This is a genomic window from Propionibacterium sp., from assembly GCF_047719395.1.
GTDB lineage: Bacteria > Actinomycetota > Actinomycetes > Propionibacteriales > Propionibacteriaceae > Propionibacterium.
This window is the reverse complement of the sequence record NZ_JBDNTB010000001.1, coordinates 75,018-95,098: the sequence shown is the minus strand read 5'-3', so window position 1 is coordinate 95,098 and position 20,081 is coordinate 75,018. Positions and strand designations below refer to the sequence as shown.

The 20,081-nt window shown below is 64.8% G+C and carries 17 protein-coding genes and 3 tRNA genes; 10 read left to right on the top strand and 10 right to left on the bottom strand.

Annotated features, from left to right (window positions below; genetic code table 11):
- Positions 1 to 541, bottom strand: a 541-nt coding sequence (locus ABF648_RS00450) for a hypothetical protein (protein WP_415630317.1), incomplete at its 3' end; no start/stop codon positions are given.
- Between the two features lie 123 nt (positions 542 to 664).
- Between ABF648_RS00450 and serS the strand changes: the two genes are divergently transcribed.
- Complete coding sequence (serS, locus tag ABF648_RS00445; protein WP_415630316.1) at positions 665 to 1,948, top strand: serine--tRNA ligase; 1,284 nt, start codon at positions 665 to 667, stop codon at positions 1,946 to 1,948.
- A 121-nt stretch (positions 1,949 to 2,069) separates the two neighbouring features.
- On the opposite strand, the gene ABF648_RS00440 is transcribed toward serS, so the two are convergent.
- The 3 genes from ABF648_RS00440 to ABF648_RS00430 all read right to left on the bottom strand — a co-directional run bounded on the left by ABF648_RS00440 (position 2,070) and on the right by ABF648_RS00430 (position 6,340).
- Positions 2,070 to 4,163, bottom strand: a complete 2,094-nt coding sequence (locus tag ABF648_RS00440) for a glucose PTS transporter subunit IIA (protein WP_415630315.1) — start codon at positions 4,161 to 4,163, stop codon at positions 2,070 to 2,072.
- A 207-nt stretch (positions 4,164 to 4,370) separates the two neighbouring features.
- A complete protein-coding gene (locus ABF648_RS00435) occupies positions 4,371 to 5,174 on the bottom strand; it encodes an HAD family hydrolase (protein WP_415630320.1) in 804 nt (267 codons plus the stop codon).
- A gap of 110 nt (positions 5,175 to 5,284) precedes the next feature.
- A complete protein-coding gene (locus tag ABF648_RS00430) occupies positions 5,285 to 6,340 on the bottom strand; it encodes a hypothetical protein (RefSeq protein WP_415630314.1) in 1,056 nt (351 codons plus the stop codon).
- 112 nt (positions 6,341 to 6,452) lie between these two features.
- Between ABF648_RS00430 and tpx the strand changes: the two genes are divergently transcribed.
- Positions 6,453 to 6,953, top strand: coding sequence for a thiol peroxidase (gene tpx / locus ABF648_RS00425; RefSeq protein ID WP_415630313.1), 501 nt, complete (start codon positions 6,453 to 6,455; stop codon positions 6,951 to 6,953).
- Between the two features lie 57 nt (positions 6,954 to 7,010).
- On the opposite strand, the gene ABF648_RS00420 is transcribed toward tpx, so the two are convergent.
- Positions 7,011 to 7,778 carry an NAD-dependent protein deacylase gene (locus ABF648_RS00420; RefSeq protein ID WP_415630312.1) on the bottom strand — a complete coding sequence of 256 codons (768 nt, stop codon included), beginning with the start codon at positions 7,776 to 7,778 and terminating at the stop codon, positions 7,011 to 7,013.
- A gap of 131 nt (positions 7,779 to 7,909) precedes the next feature.
- Here ABF648_RS00420 and ABF648_RS00415 point away from each other — a divergent pair, with 131 nt between their 5' ends.
- Entirely contained in the window at positions 7,910 to 9,286 is a 1,377-nt protein-coding gene (locus ABF648_RS00415; protein ID WP_415630311.1) for an LCP family protein, read from the top strand.
- A gap of 228 nt (positions 9,287 to 9,514) precedes the next feature.
- Here the strand turns inward: ABF648_RS00415 and argG are convergent, their stop codons facing one another.
- Together argG and ABF648_RS00405 are read right to left on the bottom strand one after the other, a co-directional pair.
- On the bottom strand, positions 9,515 to 10,939 hold the full coding sequence (argG, locus tag ABF648_RS00410; protein WP_415630310.1) for an argininosuccinate synthase: 1,425 nt from the start codon (positions 10,937 to 10,939) through the stop codon (positions 9,515 to 9,517).
- Positions 10,940 to 11,280: 341 nt separating this feature from the next.
- Positions 11,281 to 12,258 (bottom strand): NAD(P)H-quinone oxidoreductase, encoded by a 978-nt coding sequence (locus ABF648_RS00405; RefSeq protein ID WP_415630309.1) that lies wholly within the window; start codon positions 12,256 to 12,258, stop codon positions 11,281 to 11,283.
- 57 nt (positions 12,259 to 12,315) lie between these two features.
- On the opposite strand from ABF648_RS00405, the gene ABF648_RS00400 reads away from it, so the two are divergent.
- Positions 12,316 to 12,398: transfer RNA gene (locus ABF648_RS00400), tRNA-Ser, on the top strand.
- Between the two features lie 22 nt (positions 12,399 to 12,420).
- Positions 12,421 to 12,855, top strand: coding sequence for a hypothetical protein (locus tag ABF648_RS00395; protein WP_415630308.1), 435 nt, complete (start codon positions 12,421 to 12,423; stop codon positions 12,853 to 12,855).
- A gap of 98 nt (positions 12,856 to 12,953) precedes the next feature.
- Here the strand turns inward: ABF648_RS00395 and ABF648_RS00390 are convergent, their stop codons facing one another.
- Entirely contained in the window at positions 12,954 to 14,780 is a 1,827-nt protein-coding gene (locus ABF648_RS00390; protein ID WP_415630307.1) for an LCP family protein, read from the bottom strand.
- Positions 14,781 to 15,015: 235 nt separating this feature from the next.
- Between ABF648_RS00390 and ABF648_RS00385 the strand changes: the two genes are divergently transcribed.
- The 4 genes from ABF648_RS00385 (at position 15,016) to ABF648_RS00370 (ending at position 17,085) form a co-directional block, all read left to right on the top strand.
- Positions 15,016 to 15,109: transfer RNA gene (locus ABF648_RS00385), tRNA-Ser, on the top strand.
- A gap of 184 nt (positions 15,110 to 15,293) precedes the next feature.
- Positions 15,294 to 15,366, top strand: a tRNA-Arg gene (locus ABF648_RS00380).
- 322 nt (positions 15,367 to 15,688) lie between these two features.
- Entirely contained in the window at positions 15,689 to 16,372 is a 684-nt protein-coding gene (locus ABF648_RS00375; protein WP_415630306.1) for an SDR family oxidoreductase, read from the top strand.
- A complete protein-coding gene (locus ABF648_RS00370; protein WP_415630305.1) occupies positions 16,369 to 17,085 on the top strand; it encodes a glycerophosphodiester phosphodiesterase in 717 nt (238 codons plus the stop codon). Before ABF648_RS00375 ends, ABF648_RS00370 begins: the two co-directional genes overlap by 4 nt.
- Before the next feature lie 202 nt (positions 17,086 to 17,287).
- Here the strand turns inward: ABF648_RS00370 and ABF648_RS00365 are convergent, their stop codons facing one another.
- The gene (locus ABF648_RS00365; protein WP_415630304.1) at positions 17,288 to 18,109 is read right to left on the bottom strand and encodes a shikimate dehydrogenase; all 822 of its coding nucleotides are present in this window, start codon (positions 18,107 to 18,109) and stop codon (positions 17,288 to 17,290) included.
- Positions 18,110 to 18,312: 203 nt separating this feature from the next.
- Positions 18,313 to 18,615 carry a (2Fe-2S) ferredoxin domain-containing protein gene (locus ABF648_RS00360; protein ID WP_415630303.1) on the bottom strand — a complete coding sequence of 101 codons (303 nt, stop codon included), beginning with the start codon at positions 18,613 to 18,615 and terminating at the stop codon, positions 18,313 to 18,315.
- Between the two features lie 337 nt (positions 18,616 to 18,952).
- On the opposite strand from ABF648_RS00360, the gene ABF648_RS00355 reads away from it, so the two are divergent.
- Positions 18,953 to 19,999, top strand: coding sequence for a lactonase family protein (locus ABF648_RS00355; RefSeq protein ID WP_415630302.1), 1,047 nt, complete (start codon positions 18,953 to 18,955; stop codon positions 19,997 to 19,999).
- Positions 20,000 to 20,081: the final 82 nt, after the last annotated feature.

Sequence of the window (20,081 nt, the reverse complement as noted above, 5' to 3'; positions counted from 1 at the left end):
CCCCCCCCCCCCCCCCCCCCCCCCCCCCCCGCCCCCCCCCCCCCCCCCCCCCCCCGGCCCCCCCCCCCCCCGGGGGGGGGGGGGGGGGGGGGGGGGGGCCCCCCCCCCCCCCCCCCCCCACGGCTGCAGTGGCAACGGCCATGTGACTGCTCGGATAGGCGTAGCCGTGGTAGGAGATCGCGTAGGACAGCGGCGACGGCGGTAAGGGGCGCCGGATCAGCACCTTCAGCAGCTCCGCGGCGAGCCAACTCAACAGCCCGGCGAGTACCACGGCATATCCGAGGTGACGCAGCCTGCGGCGCAAGGCCCACAATCCGAGGATGACCAGGGCCGCGCAGATGACGATCGGGTGGGTCACCAGCACGACGGCGGAAACGATCTGGGCGGCGGCTGATTCCGGGGCCAGCCGCGGAACATTGCTGGTGGCGTCGATACCGGCGAACAACCCGGTGTGCAGTGCAAGCGGCGTCCACACCACGAATGCGACGGCGAACCAGACGGCGAACCGCGCATTGAAGCGGCTGAGCGGCCGGGTTGTCATGAGGGACATTCTCGCAGCACGATCCAGCGCATGCTGGATCCGGATTGCCTGGTGGATCGGGCGGAGAACTGCGCCAGGCCGGGGCGTCCTGGCCACGGCGAGGGTGACGGTAACCTAAGGCCCATGATCGACCCCAAGCTGTTGCGTACCGATCCGGACCGTGTCAGGCGTTCTCAGCAGGCCCGTGGTGAGTCCGTGGAGCTCGTGGACGAGGCACTGGCAGCAGATGAGGCGCGCCGGACGGCCATCAACAGCTTCGAGACGGCCCGCGCCGAGCAGAAGTCCCTGGGCGCGAAGATCTCCAGGGCATCCGGTGAGGAACGCGGTGCGCTGCTGGCCCGCACCAAGGAGCTGTCGGCACAGGTCAAGCAGCTGCAGGCAGCCGCCGACGAGGCTGATGCGGCATGCACCGAGGTGTTCAAGCGTTTCGGGAACATCGTCTTCGAGGACGTGCCCACCGGCGGTGAGGACGACCTCTACGTCATCGACACCGTCGGCACCCCCCGCGACTTCGATGCCGAGGGGTTCAAGGTCAGGGACCATCTCGAGATCGGCGAGGGCCTGGGCGCGATCGACATGGAGCGCGGTGCGAAGGTCTCCGGAAGCCGCTTCTACTTCCTCACCGGACCCGGAGCGCTGCTGGAATTCGCGCTCATCCAATTCGCCCTTCACAAGGCGATGGGGTGGGGGCTGACCCCGGTCATCCCGCCCGCGCTGGTGAATCCTGCCGCCATGGAGGGCACCGGCTTCCTCGGGCAGGCCGCCGAGGACGTCTACTACCTGGAGCGTGACAATCAATATCTGGTGGGAACGGCCGAGGTGCCGCTCGCGGCCTACCACAGCGACGAGATCATCGATGCCGCTGATCTGCCGCTGCGACTGGCAGGGTTCAGCCCCGCATACCGGCGCGAGGCCGGCAGCTATGGCAAGGACACCCGCGGGATCTTCCGGGTGCACTGGTTCGACAAGTTCGAGATGTTCGTCTACTGCCGTCCCGAGGATGCGGTGGAGGAGCACCAGCGCCTGCTCGCCCACGAGAAGGAATTCATCACGGCCCTGGGCATCCCCTTCGAGGTGCTCGATGTGGCCTCGGGCGACCTTGGGCTGTCGGCCGCTCGCAAGTACGACTGCTACGGATGGGTGCCCTCGCAGGGCAGGTACCGCGAGATCACGTCCACCTCGAACTGCACCGAGTTCCAGGCCCGGCGGCTGAACATCAGGCTGCGCGAGGGCAAGCAGGTGCGCCCGCTGGCCACCCTCAACGGCACGCTGTGCGCGATGAGCCGAATGATCCTGATGATCCTGGAGAACTACCAGCAGGCCGACGGCTCAGTGGTGGTTCCCGAGGTGCTGCGGGGCTACATGGGCGGCACCGAAGTCTTCCATCCGGTGGGTCAAGAAGGCTGAATCAGCGCACGCGGTTCATCCGGATCGACACGTCCTTCCCGGTGCAGATGCGATCGGGCCCGGACGCAGAACTGGGGGCCGGGAAAGATCCCGACCCCCAGTCCCAGCGTTCAGACGATGCTCAGGCAGCTGGCTCCGGAGCCGGAGTAGTAGCAGGAACCTTGGCCGTCGTCCTCAGCAGCAGGTCGCCGGGCTTCACCTCGCCACTGCTGACGATCGGCTCAACGGAGGCGAACTTGCGGTGGTTGGTGACGAGCACGGGAGTGACCATCGAGTACCCGGCCGACTCGATAACGGAGCGGTCGAAGGTGACCAACGGCTGACCCGCCTTCACATGGTCACCCCGCTTGACGTGGACATCGAAGCCCTTGCCCTCGAGATTGACCGTGTCGATACCGACATGGACGAGCACCTCGATGCCGTTGTCCAAGCGTATGCCGAAGGCATGACCGGTGGACTGGGCGACGATGACCTTGCCGTCGCCGGGTGAGGTGACCGTGTCGCCGGTGGGATCGATGCCCACACCCAGGCCGACCGTGCCCTTGCTGAACACCGGATCGGGGACCTGGCTCAGCGGCATCACCGTGCCGGCCAGCGGCGCGACGATCTCGCTGACAGCACCGGGCTGCAGAGCGGTCTTCACCGGCGGGGTCGCAGTACCACGATCAGTGGCCGTCACGTCTGCATCGACATCGGCATGACCGGTCAACTCGGCGTTGATGTCAGCCTCGTTCTCCTCGCGGATACGGGTGATGTCGGCGCGATCCTCTGCGGTACGGAAGTCACGGATGAGCACCAGGACCATCGCCGTCGCGAAGGCCACGGCAACCGAGAGCGCATACAGCGGGATATTGCTGAAGGCCGGGATGGTGAGCAGCGAGGTGAACACGAAGGCATGGGTGACCACGCCACCGCCGATGCCTTGCACGAGACCGCCCGCGAAACAGCCGACCAGCATGGACGGATAGATCCTCTTGAACCGTAGATGGATTCCATACAGGCTCGGTTCGGAGATGCCGCCGAACAGGCCGGCGAACAAGGCGCCCAGTGCGGTCTGCCGCATCTCGTCCTCCTTATGCCGGACAGAGAGAACCAGCACAGCAGCAGTGGCGCCGAAGCAGGCGAAGTTCCATGCGCCCATCGGGCCCTGGATGAAGTCGTATCCGAGGTTCTGGATGTTGAGCAGCATCACTGCGTTGATGGGCCAGTGCAGACCCAGCGGCACCATGAAGGGATACAGCAGCGGAATCACGATCGCGAAGATGAACGGCGAGAAGTCATTGATGCTCTTGAGCAGACCGCTCAGTCCAGCACCTGCATAGACACCGATCGGCCCGATGATGAAGGCGGTGAGCGGGATCATGATGAGCAGGGTGAGGAAGGGCACGAAGATCAGCTGGACACTCTCGGGGATGATCTTCTTCAGGCCCCGGTACACCGGAGCCAGCACAGCGGCCATCAACAGCGGCGGGAACACCTGCTGGCCGTAATTGAAGATGGTCAGCGGCAGGTGGCCACCGAACACATGCAGTACTTCGATCTGCTGGCCGGCCAGCGTCATTGCAGTGGCCGAGCTCTTCAGGGCGCTGAATGCGGGCAGCAGGAGAACGCCCATCACGGCGAAGCCGACCCAAGGATCGGCACGCAGCTTCTTGGTGGCGTTGTAGGCCACCATCAGCGGAAGGAAGTAGAACACGCCCTGCCAGGTGAGGTTGATGAAGGCCCACGTGGGAGGCAGCTGGACGCGCGGATCAGCCCAGTTCGGGATGACGCCGAGCGTACCCATGAGCGCCATGAAGGTGATGAACAGCGACGCGCCGAGCAGGGCGCCCAGGATGGGACGGAAGGAATCGGACAGGAACTCGAAGAAGCTGTCCAGAATGTGGAACTTGCCGCGGGGCCCCTGAGCTCGTGCAGCGGCCTTGACGTCGGCTGCGGAATCGCCTGCACCGCCAACGCCCTTCATCTCAGGCAGTTCGAGAATGTCGTTGTAGACACTTTCGACGGCCCCGCCGATGACCACCTGATAGCGGTTACCCGCCTGGGGAACCGCGCCCATCACACCAGGAATGGCCTCGACCTTTGCCTGGTCGATCCCGGAGCTGTCGTGCAATTCAAACCTGAGTCTGGTTGCGCAATGAGTCATGTGGGCGATGTTCCCGGGACCGCCGATGCTCTCAATGATCTGCGCAGGCGCATTCTTGTCTGCTGGCATCTCTGCCTTCCTTTATTTCTATGTGTGCATGGTGGGTTGTTGCGCCGTCCATGCGCGGGGAAACCTCCTGTCCATGGTAGGCAACTGGAGGCTCGGTGTCCTAGCCGGGGGCAAATCAGGGTCTGTTTTGCGGCGCGCGTCTCCTGCGGGAGCACTGTCGCCCGAATCGGCAGTGCCTCCCGTGCCAAGTCGCTCTCGTACGCCGTGTCAGGCGGTGCGCAGTTCGCGCTGTTCGCGGCGCGCGAAGCAGGACCAGCGCTCGAGCTCGAGTGCGGCGCCATCGTCCTCGAAGTTCGCGGTCACGTCGTCGGCCGCCTCCTTCACCTCCCATGAGGCATCCCCCATGGCCACGCCGCGACCTGCCCAACGCAGCATCTCCAGGTCGTTGCGGCCATCCCCAACGGCAAGCACGTCCTTGGCATCGACACCCATCTCGTCGGCAACGAAGGCGAGTCCGGTTGCCTTGTTGACACCTTTGGGGGCGATGTCGAGCCAGGCGGACCAGCCCACTGCGTAGCTCACACCATGCATGCCGATCTGGTCGGCCAGTCGCAGGAAGTCCTGCTCCTGGGAATTGGGATCGCGGACGATGACACGCGTCACCGGTGATGCGCACAGCGTGTCGATCGATTCCAGGCTCATCCGGCCGTGCAGTTCGTCGCGTGGGAAGAGCTTGTTGAGCCGAAAGCCCTTGCCGATGTCCTCCACGGCGATGCATGCGGTGGGTGCCAGCTCGTGAACCCGGTGGATGACGTCTGCTGGGTCGAAGGTGACCTTGCGGGTGATCTCCATCGGCGGTGCATCGATCACGACCGCGCCATTGGACGCCACCATCGGGCCCGGCGGCAGCATCAGTTGCCTGACGATCGGCTTGACGTCGAGGAATGCCCTTCCGGTGGCGATCACCACGGTGCTGCCCGCTTCGATCAATCGATTCACGGCGGACACCACCCGGGGCGATGTGACGCCTCGATGGTCCACCAGTGTCCCGTCGATGTCGAGCGCGGTCAGCTGGGGAAACCATGTCGTCATGTGCTCAAGACTGCCAGCTGTGTGTAAATAGCACGTGACGTCTGGGCCAACTCCAGTGGGGGAGGCCGGTGCCACGTGGACGCCCGCGATCAACGGTGTGCAGGCGGTGGCCCCGAGGGGCCGTCATGGTCTGGACGGGCCCACGGCGATCTCTGCACCCTTGTGGGTTCATCTGCTGATGGCGAGCGATGATCCAGCGGTTCAGAGGCATCCCACGGCTGAGGGGACTGATCCTGCCAGCTCTGGGACGAGTCGGTCCGGGAGTAATCGCCCGCCCATGAGGATCGGCCCGATTCCGGATGATCCTGCGATGACGTGGGCTGCCGGGAAGCGGGTTCGGAGCCGGACCAGTTGTCCTGGGGCGGTGGCCAGGCCTCCGGCGGCGGCAGCCGGCGTGTCGGCTCAGCTTGCTCGTACCGTGCGCCGCGGTCGGCCGGGGAACCGTATTCGCCACCGGGTCGGCCGGCGTTGGACTGGACTGGCTGCTGTGCGTGGCGATGAGGGTCCTGGCGGCTGGGACCCTGGCCATAGGGGTGTTGCCCGTTGGGGTAGCCAGGATTCTGGGTGCCTGGCGGATAGGGCCAGCCACCCCCGCCGGGGGGTGGGTAGCCCATGAGGCCGCTCCCCGCATAACCGCCTGCGGCTGCCTGATTTCCGTAGCCGGATCGCTGTTCACCGGCTTTGTTCATGCGCGCCCAGCCGACCCAGCCGACCACGAGAATGGCGTACCAGGGAAGATTCGCTGCCAGCAGGCCGCTCCCAGAATTTCCGGAACCACCGCCGACAGAGCCGAGAAGCCCGATCAGCGTGAAGAACGAGAAGATGATGAGCGGGGCGAGCACATGTCCAGGGCGATTGCGCCGGGCTCCGACCAGCATCCACACGGAGATGCCGATGGGGAACGCGAAGATGAATACGAGAGCCACCATCAGCACGCCGATCAGCGTTCCCGACGAGATGGATTGGTCCTCGTACTCGCTCAGGTCACGCACTATGGAGGCCAGTATCGAGCCGCCGAATACGATGACAGCGGCCAAGGCCACGAAGATGATGCCGAAGTAGACGAGTGCTGCAATGGCGGCACCCCGTGCCAGCCCGTTGGCCTGGCGAGCAGGAGGCGTGGGGTAACTCGCGGGGTAACTCATGTAACGAGGCTACGGGGTCGGTCTGACACCCTCGTCCCGTCTGGGGATATTCCGCACTACGCCTCGCGCCGAATGGTTGTCCGGGAGCCTGGTCACGGCGTAACCATGAGACATGGCTACTACTGCGTTCAAGGGAAACCCGGTTCACACCTCAGGCGAGCTGCCCCCCGTCGGCTCGCAGGCGCCCGACTTCACTCTGGTCGGCGTCGATCTCGATGACGTGAGTCTCAGCTCCTTCGGCGGGCAGCGCGTCGTTCTCAACATCTTCCCGAGCCTTGACACCTCCACCTGCGCTCGCAGCGTCCGCAAGTTCAATGAGCTGGCCGCTGACCTGGACAACACCACGGTGGTGTGCATCTCGAAGGACCTGCCGTTTGCTGCCAACCGCTTCTGCACCACCGAGGGGATCGAGAATGTGATCACGGGCTCGGCCTTCCGCTCCCACGCTTTCGCCAAGGACTACGGCGTACGCATGTCGGACGGCCCGCTGGAGGGCCTCTTCGCCCGCTCCGTGGTCGTCGTGGACGAGAAGGGCAAGGTGCTGTACGCGGAGTTCGCCCCGGAGATCAGCGAGGAACCCGACTACGACGCCGCGCTCGCCGTACTGGGCTAGAAGATCACCCACCTGCTCTTGGACAGCCGTCTCGACAGCGCCATCGCCCAGTGGCCCTCAGCTGAGGGCCACGTCGACAGCCTGGGTGAGAACCTCCCCGATCGCCTCGTGGATCACCAGCTCCGCGCGGTGATCGGCGGGGGTGGCCGACTTGTTGATGAGGACCAGGTGCTGGCCCCGGAAATAGTCGAGCAAACCAGCAGCCGGATAGACGTTCAGCGACGTCCCCCCGACGACCAAGACATCGGCAGAGGAGATGTCTCGCACAGCCGCATCCATCACGTCCGGGTCAAGGCCCTCCTCGTAGAGCACCACATCGGGCTTGATGATCCCGCCGTCCGCCTCACAGCGGGGGATTCCGGTGGAAGTGAGGATCGTCTCCATCGGGTACTGGGCGCCGCACAGCACGCAGCGGTTGCGCAGCACGCTGCCGTGCAGCTCGTGGACTGTGCGTGAACCGGCGCGCTGGTGCAGACCGTCGATGTTCTGCGTCACCACGGCCCGCAGCGTTCCGGCATCCTCCAGTCTGGCCAGCGCCGTGTGGGCGCCATTGGGCTCAGCCTGCGGGTAGAGCATGTTCTCCCGGTAGAAGGCATAGAAATCAGCGGGGTGATCGCGCCAGCAGGAGTGCGAGAGCATGTACTCCGGCGGGCGAGCGCCCCCGGCGTGCAGCGTGTAGAGACCGCCGGCTGAGCGGAAGTCGGGAATGCCGCTCTCGGTGGACACCCCCGCGCCACCGAAGAAGACGACCCGGCTGGCATCCGCCAACATGTCGCTGAGCCGGTCCACCCCGATGTGCCCGGCCTGCATGTGCGCACTGCTCATGTGCCCACCCTAGGCCAGCCCCAAGCCCTTGCCAGGCCGCACAGCCTGGGCACAGGAAGACACAGCTGATCAGGAGAGACTTGCCCGCACGCCAGCACGAAGCCAGCGGAGGACAAGCAGAGGACGCCACGATGAGCGATGAACCGGATCTCGGCCGCGCGCGCAGGGCAGCGAACGAGGAGCTGTCGGCCCAGCTCCCGGATTCGCGCCCAGCACATGCTGATCGTCCGAACCATCGCCGGCGCCGGATCGTCGCCCTCGTCGCGCTGATCCTGGCGATGCTGCTGGTCGCCGGCGTGGCTGCCGTCGGCGTCTTCGTGTGGCGGGCGAACAATGGCATCAAGCGGTCCTCCGCGATCGGCGTCGCTGTGGATTCGAAACAGCTCGACCTGCTCATCATGGGCCTTGATTCGCGGGTCGACGTGAACGGCAATGCGCTGCCAGCAGACATCTACAACGCGTTGCACGCCGGTGATGCCGATGACGGCGGGTTGAACTCCAATGTGCTGATGTATGTGCATGTTCCGGCGGACGGTTCCGCGGCCACGGTCATTGCGATTCCGCGCGACGACTATGTCGACCTTCCAGGCTGTCCCGACGGCCAGTGCAAGGGCAAGATCAAGCAGGCCTATGGGCTGGCCGCCGATCAGGAGTCCAAGCAGCTGGCGGCCCAGGGCAAGACCGACGCGGCCGCCTACCAGCAGAGCCGTGACGCGGGGCGTGCCGAGGAGGTGTCCACCGTCGAGCAGTTCCTCGGAGTGCACATCGATCACTTCGTCGAGGTGACGATGGTGTCCTTCCTGCAGATCGCCCAGGTCGTGCAGCCCATCACCGTCTGTGTGAAGCAGGACACGGTCGACAGCTATTCGGGTGCTGACTTCAAGGCAGGAGTCCAGCAGATCGATGCGAACCAGGCCGTGGCATTCGTCCGGCAGCGACGCGATACCAACAATCCGGATCTGGAGTTCACAGATCTCGACCGGTCGCGGCGCCAGCAGGCCTTCATCGCCTCGCTGTTCACCAAGCTCAAGCAGACGAATTTCTTCGCCAACCCGGGCAAGCTGAATTCTCTGGTCAAGGTGGCCCAGCAGAACACGGTGATCGATTCCGGGTTGGGAGTGACCGCGCTCACCTCCGTGGCGGGGTCGCTGGACGGATCATCGATGCATTTCTACACGCTGCCCATCCAAAGCTTCGGCACCGACTCCGGCGGTGAATCGATCAATGTGGTGGACCCGGCCACCATCAGGGCGACTGTCCAGGATCTGCTTCACCCGCACGCCGCATCGGCAGCTGCTTCCAGCGCTGCTCCCACCGGCGTGCAGACAGGTTCGTCGTCCTCGGATAGCAGTTCCTCAGCCACGGAGGAGGACAGTTCACCGGATACATCGGCCTCGCCCGCCGATGCCGAGCCATCCATCGTCCAGGCGACTGCTGGCGGAAGCACAGGGCCGCAGCCGACCCAGCTCACGGAGATGTCCGGCGGCGGGGTGCCCTGCGTCAAATGAGCCCAGTACCAATACATCGGGAGTCGGACGCGCCGCACCGTTTCCTGCGTCTTCCTGCGCCGCCGTGCAGAGCACATGATCAGCCAGCAGGGCCATCGGCGAGCCGGGGGAGTTGGTGATCGTGGTCGTGGTGGCCCGCAGAGTCCGGCTCTGGATCGTCCCCTGATCAGGATGGACTGCAATCCTTGCGCGTGTGGACAGCAAAAGTGCAGTCCATCCCGGTGGTGATCAGTCGGTACCGGTCTCCATTGCCGCGCTGTCCAGCGGCGTGCTGGGCCGGGAGCCCGCGAGCTTGGGGTTGTCGGCGATCTCCTCGGACTTGCCGGCCTCGAGCCGGCCAACCAGCTTGGCGGCCTCACCACCGGCGAGCTGGCCCTGGGAGGCGTACTGCTCCAGCCGGGCGCGGGAATCGGAGATGTCCAGATTGCGCATGGTGAGCTGGCCGATACGGTCGAGCGGGCCGAAGGCGGCGTCCTCGACACGCTCCATGGACAGCCGCTCCGGGTGATAGCTGAACGCCGGGCCGGTGGTGTCGAGGATCGAGTAGTCCTCGCCGCGGCGCAGCCTCAGCGTCACCTCGCCGGTGACCACAGAGGCCACCCAGCGCTGGATCGACTCGCGGATCATCAGCGACTGCGGGTCCAGCCAGCGGCCCTCGTAGAGCAGACGGCCCAGCCGCATGCCCTCGTTGCGGTAGTTGATGATGGTGTCCTCGTTGTGGATCGCATTCACCAGTCGTTCGTAGGCGATGAACAGCAGAGCCATGCCAGGCGCCTCGTAGATGCCGCGGCTCTTGGCCTCGATGATGCGGTTCTCGATCTGATCGCTCATGCCCAGACCGTGGCGCCCGCCGATCTCATTGGCGTTCTTCACCAGTTCGACGGCTGAGTCGAAGCGCTCGCCGTTGATCGAGACGGGACGACCCTGCTCGAAGGCGATCTTGACGACCTCAGGTTCGATGGCCACCGAGGGATCCCAGAAGCGCACACCCATGATTGGTTCCACGGACTCGAGGCCGACGTCGAGCTGCTCCAGGGTCTTGGCCTCGTGCGTGGCGCCCCAGATGTTGGCGTCGGTGGAGTAGGCCTTCTCCTTCACATCGCGGTAGGGCAGGTCGTGGTTGTGCAACCAGACGCTCATCTCATCGCGGCCGCCCAGCTCGGAGACGAAGTCCTCGTCCAGCCAGGGCTTGTAGATGCGCAGCGCCGGATTGGCCATCAGGCCGTAGCGGTAGAAGCGCTCGATGTCATTGCCCTTGTAGGTGGAGCCGTCGCCCCAGATGGAGACATCGTCATCCTGCATGGCGCGCACCAGCAAGGTTCCGGTGACTGCACGCCCGATCGGAGTGGTGTTGAAATAGGCGCGCCCGGCGCTCTGCACATGGAAGGCGCCGCAGGCCAGGGCGGACAGGCCCTCTTCGACGAGGGATTCCTTGCAGTCCACCAGCCGGCTGATCTCGGCGCCGTACTGCGCGGCACGATCGGGAACCGAGTCGATGTCGGGATCGTCGTACTGGCCGATGTCGGCGGTATAGGTGCAGGGGACCGCGCCCTTCTCCCGCATCCACGCCACCGCGCAGCTGGTGTCCAGGCCACCGCTGAATGCGATACCGATCCGTTCGCCGATCGGAAGAGATGTCAGAACTTTGCTCACGTGGGCAAGCATAACCTGAAAGTTATGCCTTCATCACCCGAGGGTTATTCGTTGCGTCGTGCCTGGTCCAGCGCAAATGCTCTGACATCTATGCCGACAGTGGAATAAATATGCCCAAAAAGCTGGCCATCAGTGTGTCACCGGGATGCTCAGCTGCGGTCATCTTCCGGAGCTCGGCGGACGGCTCCCCGGCGCCTCGCCGCGCCGGAGGTACCGGCTGCTCCCGGGCCGGTTCGGCCCCGGACAGGTCACCCTCGCTCGGGCCGCACTCTGGTCGCTGGAACTCGTGTGCCGCCACGGCCTCGATTGCTCCGCCTGGCCCCGCCGAGCCAGGCGGGTGATCACTGCGAGTTCACCAGGATGATCTTGCCAATGTTGTCACCCGACTCCAGCAGATCGTGGGCGCGAGCTGCCTCGGCGAGTGGAATCCGGGTCTGCTTGCCGGGCGCGATCTGCCCCGAGCTGACCAGCGGCCACACCACTTCCTCCACCCGGCGGCAGATCCGCTCCTTCTGGGCGAGCGGGCGTCCACGCAGACTCGTCGCGGTGATGGTGCCGCGGCGGTTGAGCAGTTCGCCGATGTTGAGGGTGCCGCGCACGCCCTTCTGCATGCCGATGATGACCATCCGGCCGTCGGCGGCCAGGGATTCGACATTCATCTCGAGGTATTTTGCACCGATGATGTCGAGGATGACATCGACGCCGCGGTCCCGAGTGGTCACCATGACCGCAGACTGCCAGTCCTCGTGGTAGTCGAAAGCCTCATCGGCGCCCAATTCACGGCAGTATTCGAGCTTGTGCGCCGATCCCGCGGTGACCAGCACCCGGGCGCCGATGGCCTTTGCGTACTGGATGGCGAAGGTGCCGATGCCTCCCGCGCCACCATGGATGAGCACGGTTTGGCCCTCGCCCAGCTTGACCCGGTCGAAATTGGACACGACTGTGGCGGCAACCTCCACCAGCCCTGCGGCGACCAGCGGGTCGATGCCTTCCGGCAGGGTGATGAGTTGGCCCTGCGGCACCACGAAGTATTCGCCGTAGCCGCCGCCGCCCAACAGTGCCAGCGTCTGCTCCCCGATGGCGTGGCCGGTGACGCCCTCGCCGAGCGCGGAGATGACGCCCAGGGCCTCCATGCCCATGATGTCGGTGATCCCGGCGGGCGGCGGATAGTGCCCTTGCCGCTGCAGCACATCACCACGATTCACCCCGGCCGCCTGCATCTTCACCTGCACCTCGCCGGGTCCCGGTTCGGGGGTGGGCACGGTGGACAGTTCCAGCTTGTCGGAGCTACCTGGTTCAGTCACTGTGATCGCACGCATGCGTAAAGCCTGCCACCTGTGCACTTCGGCTACCATGAGTGCGCGCCCTCGGGCGTTGGCGAGGTCGCATAGTGGACGAGTGCAGCCGCCTTGAAAGCGGCCGAGTGAAAGCTCCGTGGGTTCGAATCCCACCCTCGCCGCTGTGTGCCATGGAGGGAAGACATGAACAGCTACAGCCTGCGTCCTCGTCCGCCGCGCCGGGCGGCTCTGCTCGGTGGCTTGTGCACCGTGGTGGGTCTCGTCGTGCTGATAGCTGGGATCTTCTCCTCGTGGTCTGTCATCGTGGTCGTGCTCGCCGCGATCGTGCTCGCCGCCGGAATCGTGGTGCTCGCCATGGTGGCCTACTCGATGGTCCACCACGCGATCTATGTCGACCTGACCGAGCAGGGATTTCGGGTACACGGCCCGGGCATGGACAAGAAGGGTTCCTGGGCGCATGTCACGAAGGTCGCCCTCACGCCCGACGGTTCACGCCTGGTGATCGCTTCCGGTGCCATCAAGCGCACCTACATCAGTTGCCCCAACGGTGGGCAGGATCCGGTGATGAAGGCCCTGGTGGCTGACATCACCAGCCGGGTGGGCTCGACAGGGCATTGAACCCGATGGTTCATGTCACTCAGTGGCTGAATTCAGTTGCTGGTGTCACCGAGTTGATGAACCACACATGCATTTGACCGGTTTGCAGAACCCCATGTTCATTTCACCGGGTTGTACCCACACACATCTGTGAGATTCTCCGCCGGCGCGAGCGTCTGGGTGGGCGAAGGCGTGCCACTCGGCTCGTCGGTGGCGGAAATGCTTGGCTCAGTGGTCGGATTGACACCGTAGGTCTCGCTCGGTGTCGGTGTGGGTGTCTGGCCCGGATTCTGACTGGCCCAGATCGCATCCTCGATGGTGGTGCGCATCGCCGGATAGTCGGGATTCCCCGGCACTACCTCGTTGGGCACGGGGGTGCCGTCCAGGCTTTGCGCGAAGACCACACGGGTCACCTGGGCGTCCTTGACCTTCAGCGCCAGCTCGGCGATGTCGTCGAGCAGATCCTCAGGAATGTCGGTGCTCATCATCTGCTGGCCCGCCGAGGCGATGGCCTCATAACGGGTGAGCATGGTCTGTGGATTTGCCTGTTTGATGACGGCATTGATGAGACAGCTCTGACGACGCATCCGGCCGTAGTCGTAGTCGGGGTCATTGCACCGGCTGCGGGCGTACCACATGGCATCGCTGCCTCCGAGGTGCTCGTTGGGTCCCACGGGAAGGTTCCCGTCCACGCCGCATGCTTCGTCGCCGTATCCGTCGACGTGGCCGCCCTTGGCGATCGGGAAGTTGATGTTCACGGTGACGCCACCCATGGCGTCCACGAGCTTCTGGATACCGTCGATGTTGATCATGACGAAGTAGTCGACATTGAGGCCCGTGATGCCGCCGACTGCGAGTTTGGTGGCATCGGCGCCGGCGAAATCGGTGTCCTTGAACAGTTCCGGATGCTCCTGGGGCACTTCGTTCCACACCGCGTTGAGCATGTAGGAGTCTTCTGAGCCGGTCACGCCGTCCCAGGTGCGGCCGTTGGGATAGACCTTCGCCAGGTCGCTGCCGGACTGGAAGGGAACGTTCTCAAGATTTCGGGGCAGCTGGATCAGCACCGTGTTGCCGGTATGGGTGTCGATGGAGGCAAGGATGACCGTGTCGGTGCGCAGCCCGAGTTGGTCGTCGCGGCCTGCACCCGAGTCACCGCCGAGCAGCAGGATGTTCAGCCGTTCCTTGTCGGCGAAGGGATTCGCCTTGTTCGTGATGTGAGGACGTGTCTTGGAACGCGAATTCGCATTGCCGAAGACATTGGAGACCAGCCCTCCGGAGGTGAAGGCATAGGCAGAAGCCACCGCGGTGGGCGTGGCCACCAGGATGGAGATCACGAAGACCACCGCTGCGCCCACGATGCGCTGCTTGCCAGTCATGCGGCGCGGACGGGAGACCAGATATGTGCCCAGCACCAGGATCGCCCAGAACAGTGAAATGGACGCCAGCCCGATGCCGAGCAGGGTGAACCCGGTGGAGCTCATGAAAATCTTGATGAAGATCTCTGGATGCAGCCATCCGATGAGGGCGGCGATGCCACAGACGATGACCGTGCAGACGAAGATGACCAGGCCGAGGAGTGTGCGCCGGGTACCGAGCAGGCCTGTGCCTGGGAGAAGCGTGCCGATCGTCGTACGTGCGATGGTGCCGGGGAAACCCGCGGAATAGTCGAGGGTCGGGGGGCGGCCCAGTCTGGGATCAGGTGGCGCAATGCCCGACGGGTCCGCCTGTTCGGCTCTCGGTGCCCCGCGAAGCCCCTCGCGTTCGACGTCATACAGAGCTCCGTCGGAGGTGGCGGGCCTGTGCTGTCCGCCGGGAACAGCCGGGCCGTTGTCGGCGGGCTCCGGGGGCTGATACTGCCGTGCATGACGGGGGACATAGTTGTCGTGGTCGTTGTCCGCGGCGCGGCGCGGCGCGCTGTCTTGTGACCCGTTCCCTCGTGAAACCATGACACCTCTGTAGCAGTCGGGCACCGCAGGGCGCGAAACTCCCACGGGCCTTGATGACGAGCCGGGCAGGATTCCTGCGCCAGCCAATTTCCTCCGGCTTCCGGTTTGATCGCCGGCTGCGGACGGCACCGCCGTTCCGGTCCATACTGCCTCACGTAACTGTGGGAGGGTATCTGGCCCCCGTGGTGCCCGCTTTTGCCCGGTCGGGGCGGACCCGATAATGTGGGTGGCCGCTGGAGGTGTCGCCTAGTCCGGTCTATGGCGCCCGCCTGCTAAGCGGGTTTGGGACTCAAATCCCATCGCGGGTTCAAATCCCGCCACCTCCGCCAGCGTGAAATGCACATGCGTGAGGCCTGGAGCTGTCATGGCAGGTCCGGACCTTGGGTATGTGTGCCCTCGCGTATGTGCATCGCATGTCTGACCCGCGCAGCTGCACCGAATTCAGCGCGCTGCGGGTGCCGATTGGTGCCATCGATAGCGATGGAGTAGAGTCACTTCTCGCCGTACGGCAAGGCGCCCATAGCTTAATGGATAGAGCATCTGACTACGGATCAGAAGGTTGGGGGTTCAAGTCCCTCTGGGCGCGCAATGCGTCAAGGCTTGTGAGAAGGGGTTTCCGGGAGACCGGGAGCCCCTTCTTGTGTTTGCCTTGCCGGGCCGGGCGCAGACACTGGACGGTGAGTGTTTCGCAGCCGGTCATCAGCGGCCCCACGAGTCCGGCGAGTGCCGGAGAGCCATTTCCTGGGATGTTTTCGTGCCGGATCCCGGTCTCATGGCCGGAGTGTCGGCTCCTTGACCGGTCGTCTTGGTGAACGTCTGATCGTTTGCCCGATGAAGTTCCTACTGCTCACGATGATGGAGCTCGAAGGATGGTGGCCCGGGGGAATGCGGACGCTACTGTGGATGCTGTGACAGAACGCAAGTATGTCCTGGTCACCGGCGCAACCCGAGGCATCGGGCGGGCGATCGCAGACCAGCTCGCCGATGACTGGCACATCCTGGTGGGCGGCAGGCGACCCGACGCGGTGGCAGAGGTGGTGGCGCAGTTGCCCAGCGCCGAGCCCTTCGTGGCGGATCTCACCGATGAGGAGAGCACCCTGGTGGCGGCAGCGCGGGTCGGCCGTCTCGACGCCCTGGTGCACTCTGCCGGGGTCAGCGTGCTCGGCCGGGTAGAAGAATTGACAAGGCTTGACTGGCGCGCCGAGTTTGAGGTCAATGTCGTGGCTGTGGCTGATCTGACCAAGTTGTTGCTGCCACGGCTGCGTGAGGCCGAGGGCCAGGTCGTCACCATCAATTCAGGTTCCGGTCTTCGCTCTGCGCCCGGCAACGGCAGTTACTGCGCGTCCAAGTTCGCGCTGACAGCGTTCACCGACGCGCTGCGCGAGGAGGAACGCGGCCGGGTCAGAGTCACATCGATTCATCCTGGAAGGGTGGACACGGACATGCAGGTCGCCATCCAGGCCGAATTGGGCCACGAGTATGAACCGGAGCGTTACCTTGCGCCCGTTGACGTGGCCCGGGCCGTCGCCCTGGCCCTGTCCATGGACCCTCGCGCCAATCTCGATGTCGTCTCGGTGAGGCCCGCGCGATGACTCTCATCTGGGCACACCGTGGCGCCAGCAAAGTGGCGCCCGAGAACACCCTGCCGGCCTTCGAAACGGCAGTGGCACTCGGCGCCGACGGTGTGGAACTGGACGTGCAGCGCACCAGCGACGGTGAGCTGGTGGTCTGCCACGACGAGAAGATCGACCGCACGAGCAATGGCCAGGGCTACATCGCCGACCACACCCTCGACGAGCTGCGTGCCTTCGATTTCAGCAATCACAAGGACGGATTCAGCCAGATACCCATTCCGACGCTGGCCCAGGTACTGAAACTGCTCAAACCGACCTCGTTGAGCATCAATATCGAACTGAAGAACTCGGTCCTCGCCTATCGTGGCATGGAGTCGCAGGTGGCCGATCTGGTGCACTCCAAGGGCTGGGATGACAGGGTCATCTACTCCTCCTTCAACCACCGGTCGATGCGTGTCATGGCCGATCGCGGCTATCCGGTGGGCCTGCTCTACGAAACGGTGATGTGGAAGCCATGGGAGTACGGCGACAAGCTCGGTGCGAAGGCGCTGCACCCGGCAGGCTCCGCGGTGCGGCTCAACCCGCGTTGCGTGCGTAAGGCGCACAGCAACGGAATGAGCGTCAATGTGTGGACCATCGACGAGGCCGAGCACATGAAAGCCCTCATCGACCTCGGGGTGGACGCGATCATCACCAATGCGCCCGATGTCGCCGTGGGGCAAAGGGACTGACGCTGGGCCAAGACCTTCCCGGTCTGGTTCCGCAGCAGGATGATCTTACTGCCACTCGAGCACGAGACCGGGCTGTGGATGTGCCCGGAAGCAGCCCAAGGGGCTTGTCGGCTGCGGAGTGCAGATCCACGCCTCGGGACAGGAGCGAGTACTCCGGCTGGGCACCTGGCAGAAGTGAGAGCACACTGCCGGTACAACCGCATCAGCCGCGGGCAGCCACCGCTTCGCGGCAGATCTCGAGCAGGGGCACGGCATCCGGGCGCCGACCGGTCATGAGGAAGACCTGGTCGATCGCCTGGCAGACCAGCAGGTCCACGCCGTCCACGCTTGTCGCGCCGGAGCCTGTGGCTGCACGGTTCAAATTCGTCGGGTAGTCGTGGTAGACGATGTCGAAGAGCACCGGTGCGACACCGGCCAGTTGCACGGCCTGCTGGGGTGTGAACACCGTGGGAACGGTTGAGATCAGCACGTCGGCACTTGCCTCGGGCAGTGCGTCGAGGTTTTCCCAGGCCGTCAGCTCGAATTCGATGCCCATCTTGGCTGCCACCGGATCGAGGCTGCGATGAGCCCGTTGGGCGTCCCGGGCGACGACGAGCACAGAGTGCACGCCGAGGGCTTCCAGAGCGGCGAAACTGCTGCGTGCGGTGGCGCCGGCGCCGAGCAGCACGGCCGTCCTCGCCTTTTCGAGCCCGTGATGGGCCAGTGCCAGGCGCATTCCCGTCACATCGGTGTTGTAGAGCCGGTTGGGGTGGCCGAAGATCAGTGTGTTGGCGGCGTCCAGGTCGAGGGCCCGCTGCTCGGCGAGCCCATGCGAGAGCAGTGCTGATTTCAGCGGAGCCGTCACCGACAGGCCCACCCAGGTGCTGTCACAGGAGTCGAGGAAGGCGGGCAGAGCCTCAGGCGTCACATCGACAGCGTCATAGCTCCAGTCGCTCAGGCCGAGCTGCTGGTAGGCGGCGCGGTGCAGCGCCGGGGACAGCGAGTGCGCGATGGGACTGCCGATCACAGCGCAGTGATGAGTCATGCGGGCCTCCACAGGTGGCGATACCCGCCGCACTTTACAAGCCGGCCGAATCCAGGGGTGAGTCGACGTGGGGCCCGAGCACGTCTGGATGGACAGAGAGCAGTACACATGGCCGCCGGCTCAGAGGTCCGGCGGCAGCTGAGCTTCGGGCATTGGTGCCGTGCAGTCAGCCGCAACCGGACGGTTCGACGGCGGTCGTCGCCTCAGAGCAGGTGAGCCTCATCGGGTTCACCGTTCTCGATCGAGTCGAGCACTGCGTCGATGTCGCCCTCGCCCTTGATGTTCCCGTACCACCAGTTCTCGGGGTAGACGACCATCGCAGGGCCGCGGTCGCAGACCTGGAGGCAGCCGGTGGCAGTCACCTGAATGCCCTCCATGTCGCGATCGGAGAGCTCCTCTTCCAGGTAAGGGAGATAGTTCACCGAACCCTGCTTGTTGCAGGTGCCCTGCGGGGCGCCATTTCCCCGGAAGCTGCAGCAGACGAAGATGTGGTGCTCGGTAGTCATCGGCATTGCGGTGAACCTCTTTCACATAGGCATTTCGTTGTCATTTGCGACCCGCATTCCAGGTGGTCACCGCACATCACGGCCGACCATCGGGTGCACCCGCCGGATGGTTGACCGTTTCAGGTCGCCGGAAAGTGGGCACAGATCGATTCTGGGAAGGCACCAGATGTCATGTCCTTGTGGGATGGCACTCGGTGTCTTCCGTTCAGGGGGGAGACTATTCGCCCTGACAGTCACCTGAGGTGGCCGTCCATTCTGTTGGACAATGCCCAGGCCTCGGGAATTCATGCTGTGGGCCGAGGAGGCACAGTCCAGGACGGCAGGTTAGTTTGGCTCCATGGCCCAATATTTCTGCTGTGTCGCCGGACGAGTGGCCGGCATCGTGTCCGTGGTGCGATTCGATGACCGTGCTGAGACGGCAGAAGTCGTCTCACAACTCGCAGTCGGCGCCAAACCGATGCCCATCATCAGCGAGAAGTCCGGGCGTCTTTGCGTGGCGGCGGGCGAGGACCCCGTGCACTTCAGCACTCTGGAGCTGGGCCGCGGCGGCGAACTGAGTTTGGTCGATTCCGTGCCCTGTCCCTTCCCCCCGACATACATGTCGTTCAGTCCCGACAGGCGCCTGCTGGCCGCAGTGAGCTATCACCAGAGCAGGCTCGCCGTGGTTCCAGTCGATGACGACGGCACGGTGGACGGCGATGCATGGCAGGTCCAGGACACCGGGCGCCAGCCGCACTGCATCGTCTTCTCCCCCGATGGGCGCTTCGCCTATCACAGCGAACTGGCCGAGGACCGCATCGTCGGTCATCGCGTCGAAGGCAGTGAGCTGGTGCAGGATCCGGCCCTCGGAGTCGCCTTCCCCGCAGGCGATGGGCCTCGTCACCTCGCGATCGATGCCAGCGGCACACATGTCTATGTCATCGAGGAACTGGGCGGTCATCTTGCCCATCTCACCCGATCGGCGGAGACCGGGGAGTTGACGATGGTCGAGCAGGTGGACTATTTCGACGAGGACGATCATCTGCGCAAGGGCCTCTTCGTGCCGCCGGATCGCGAACCCACCGTGGACGAGCAGGAGGCCAGGATGTGGGGCGCTGACATCGTCCTCGATCCGGCACGCCGCTGGATCGTGACCTCCGAGCGTCGCTCCTCGACGCTCACCTTGCAGTCGCTCGCACCCGACGGCAGTTTTGGGGCCCGCCTCCAGCATGTGCCCACCGAGATCCAGCCGCGCGGCATGGGGCTGGTGGGTGCCTATCACGTGGTCGTGGGCGCCGAGAAGGGTGAGACCGCCACCTTCTACCGGGTCGGTCACGAACTCACCGAGGTCGCCACGGTGAAGGGCCTCGGCGGGCCGATCTGGATGGCGACCGTCAGCGCTTGACCCCGGCCTGGCCAGGTTCCACCCGGTGCCGATTTCATGTGTCACAGGGGCCGATGCGCCGGTCGGGCAGACCGGCATTGCC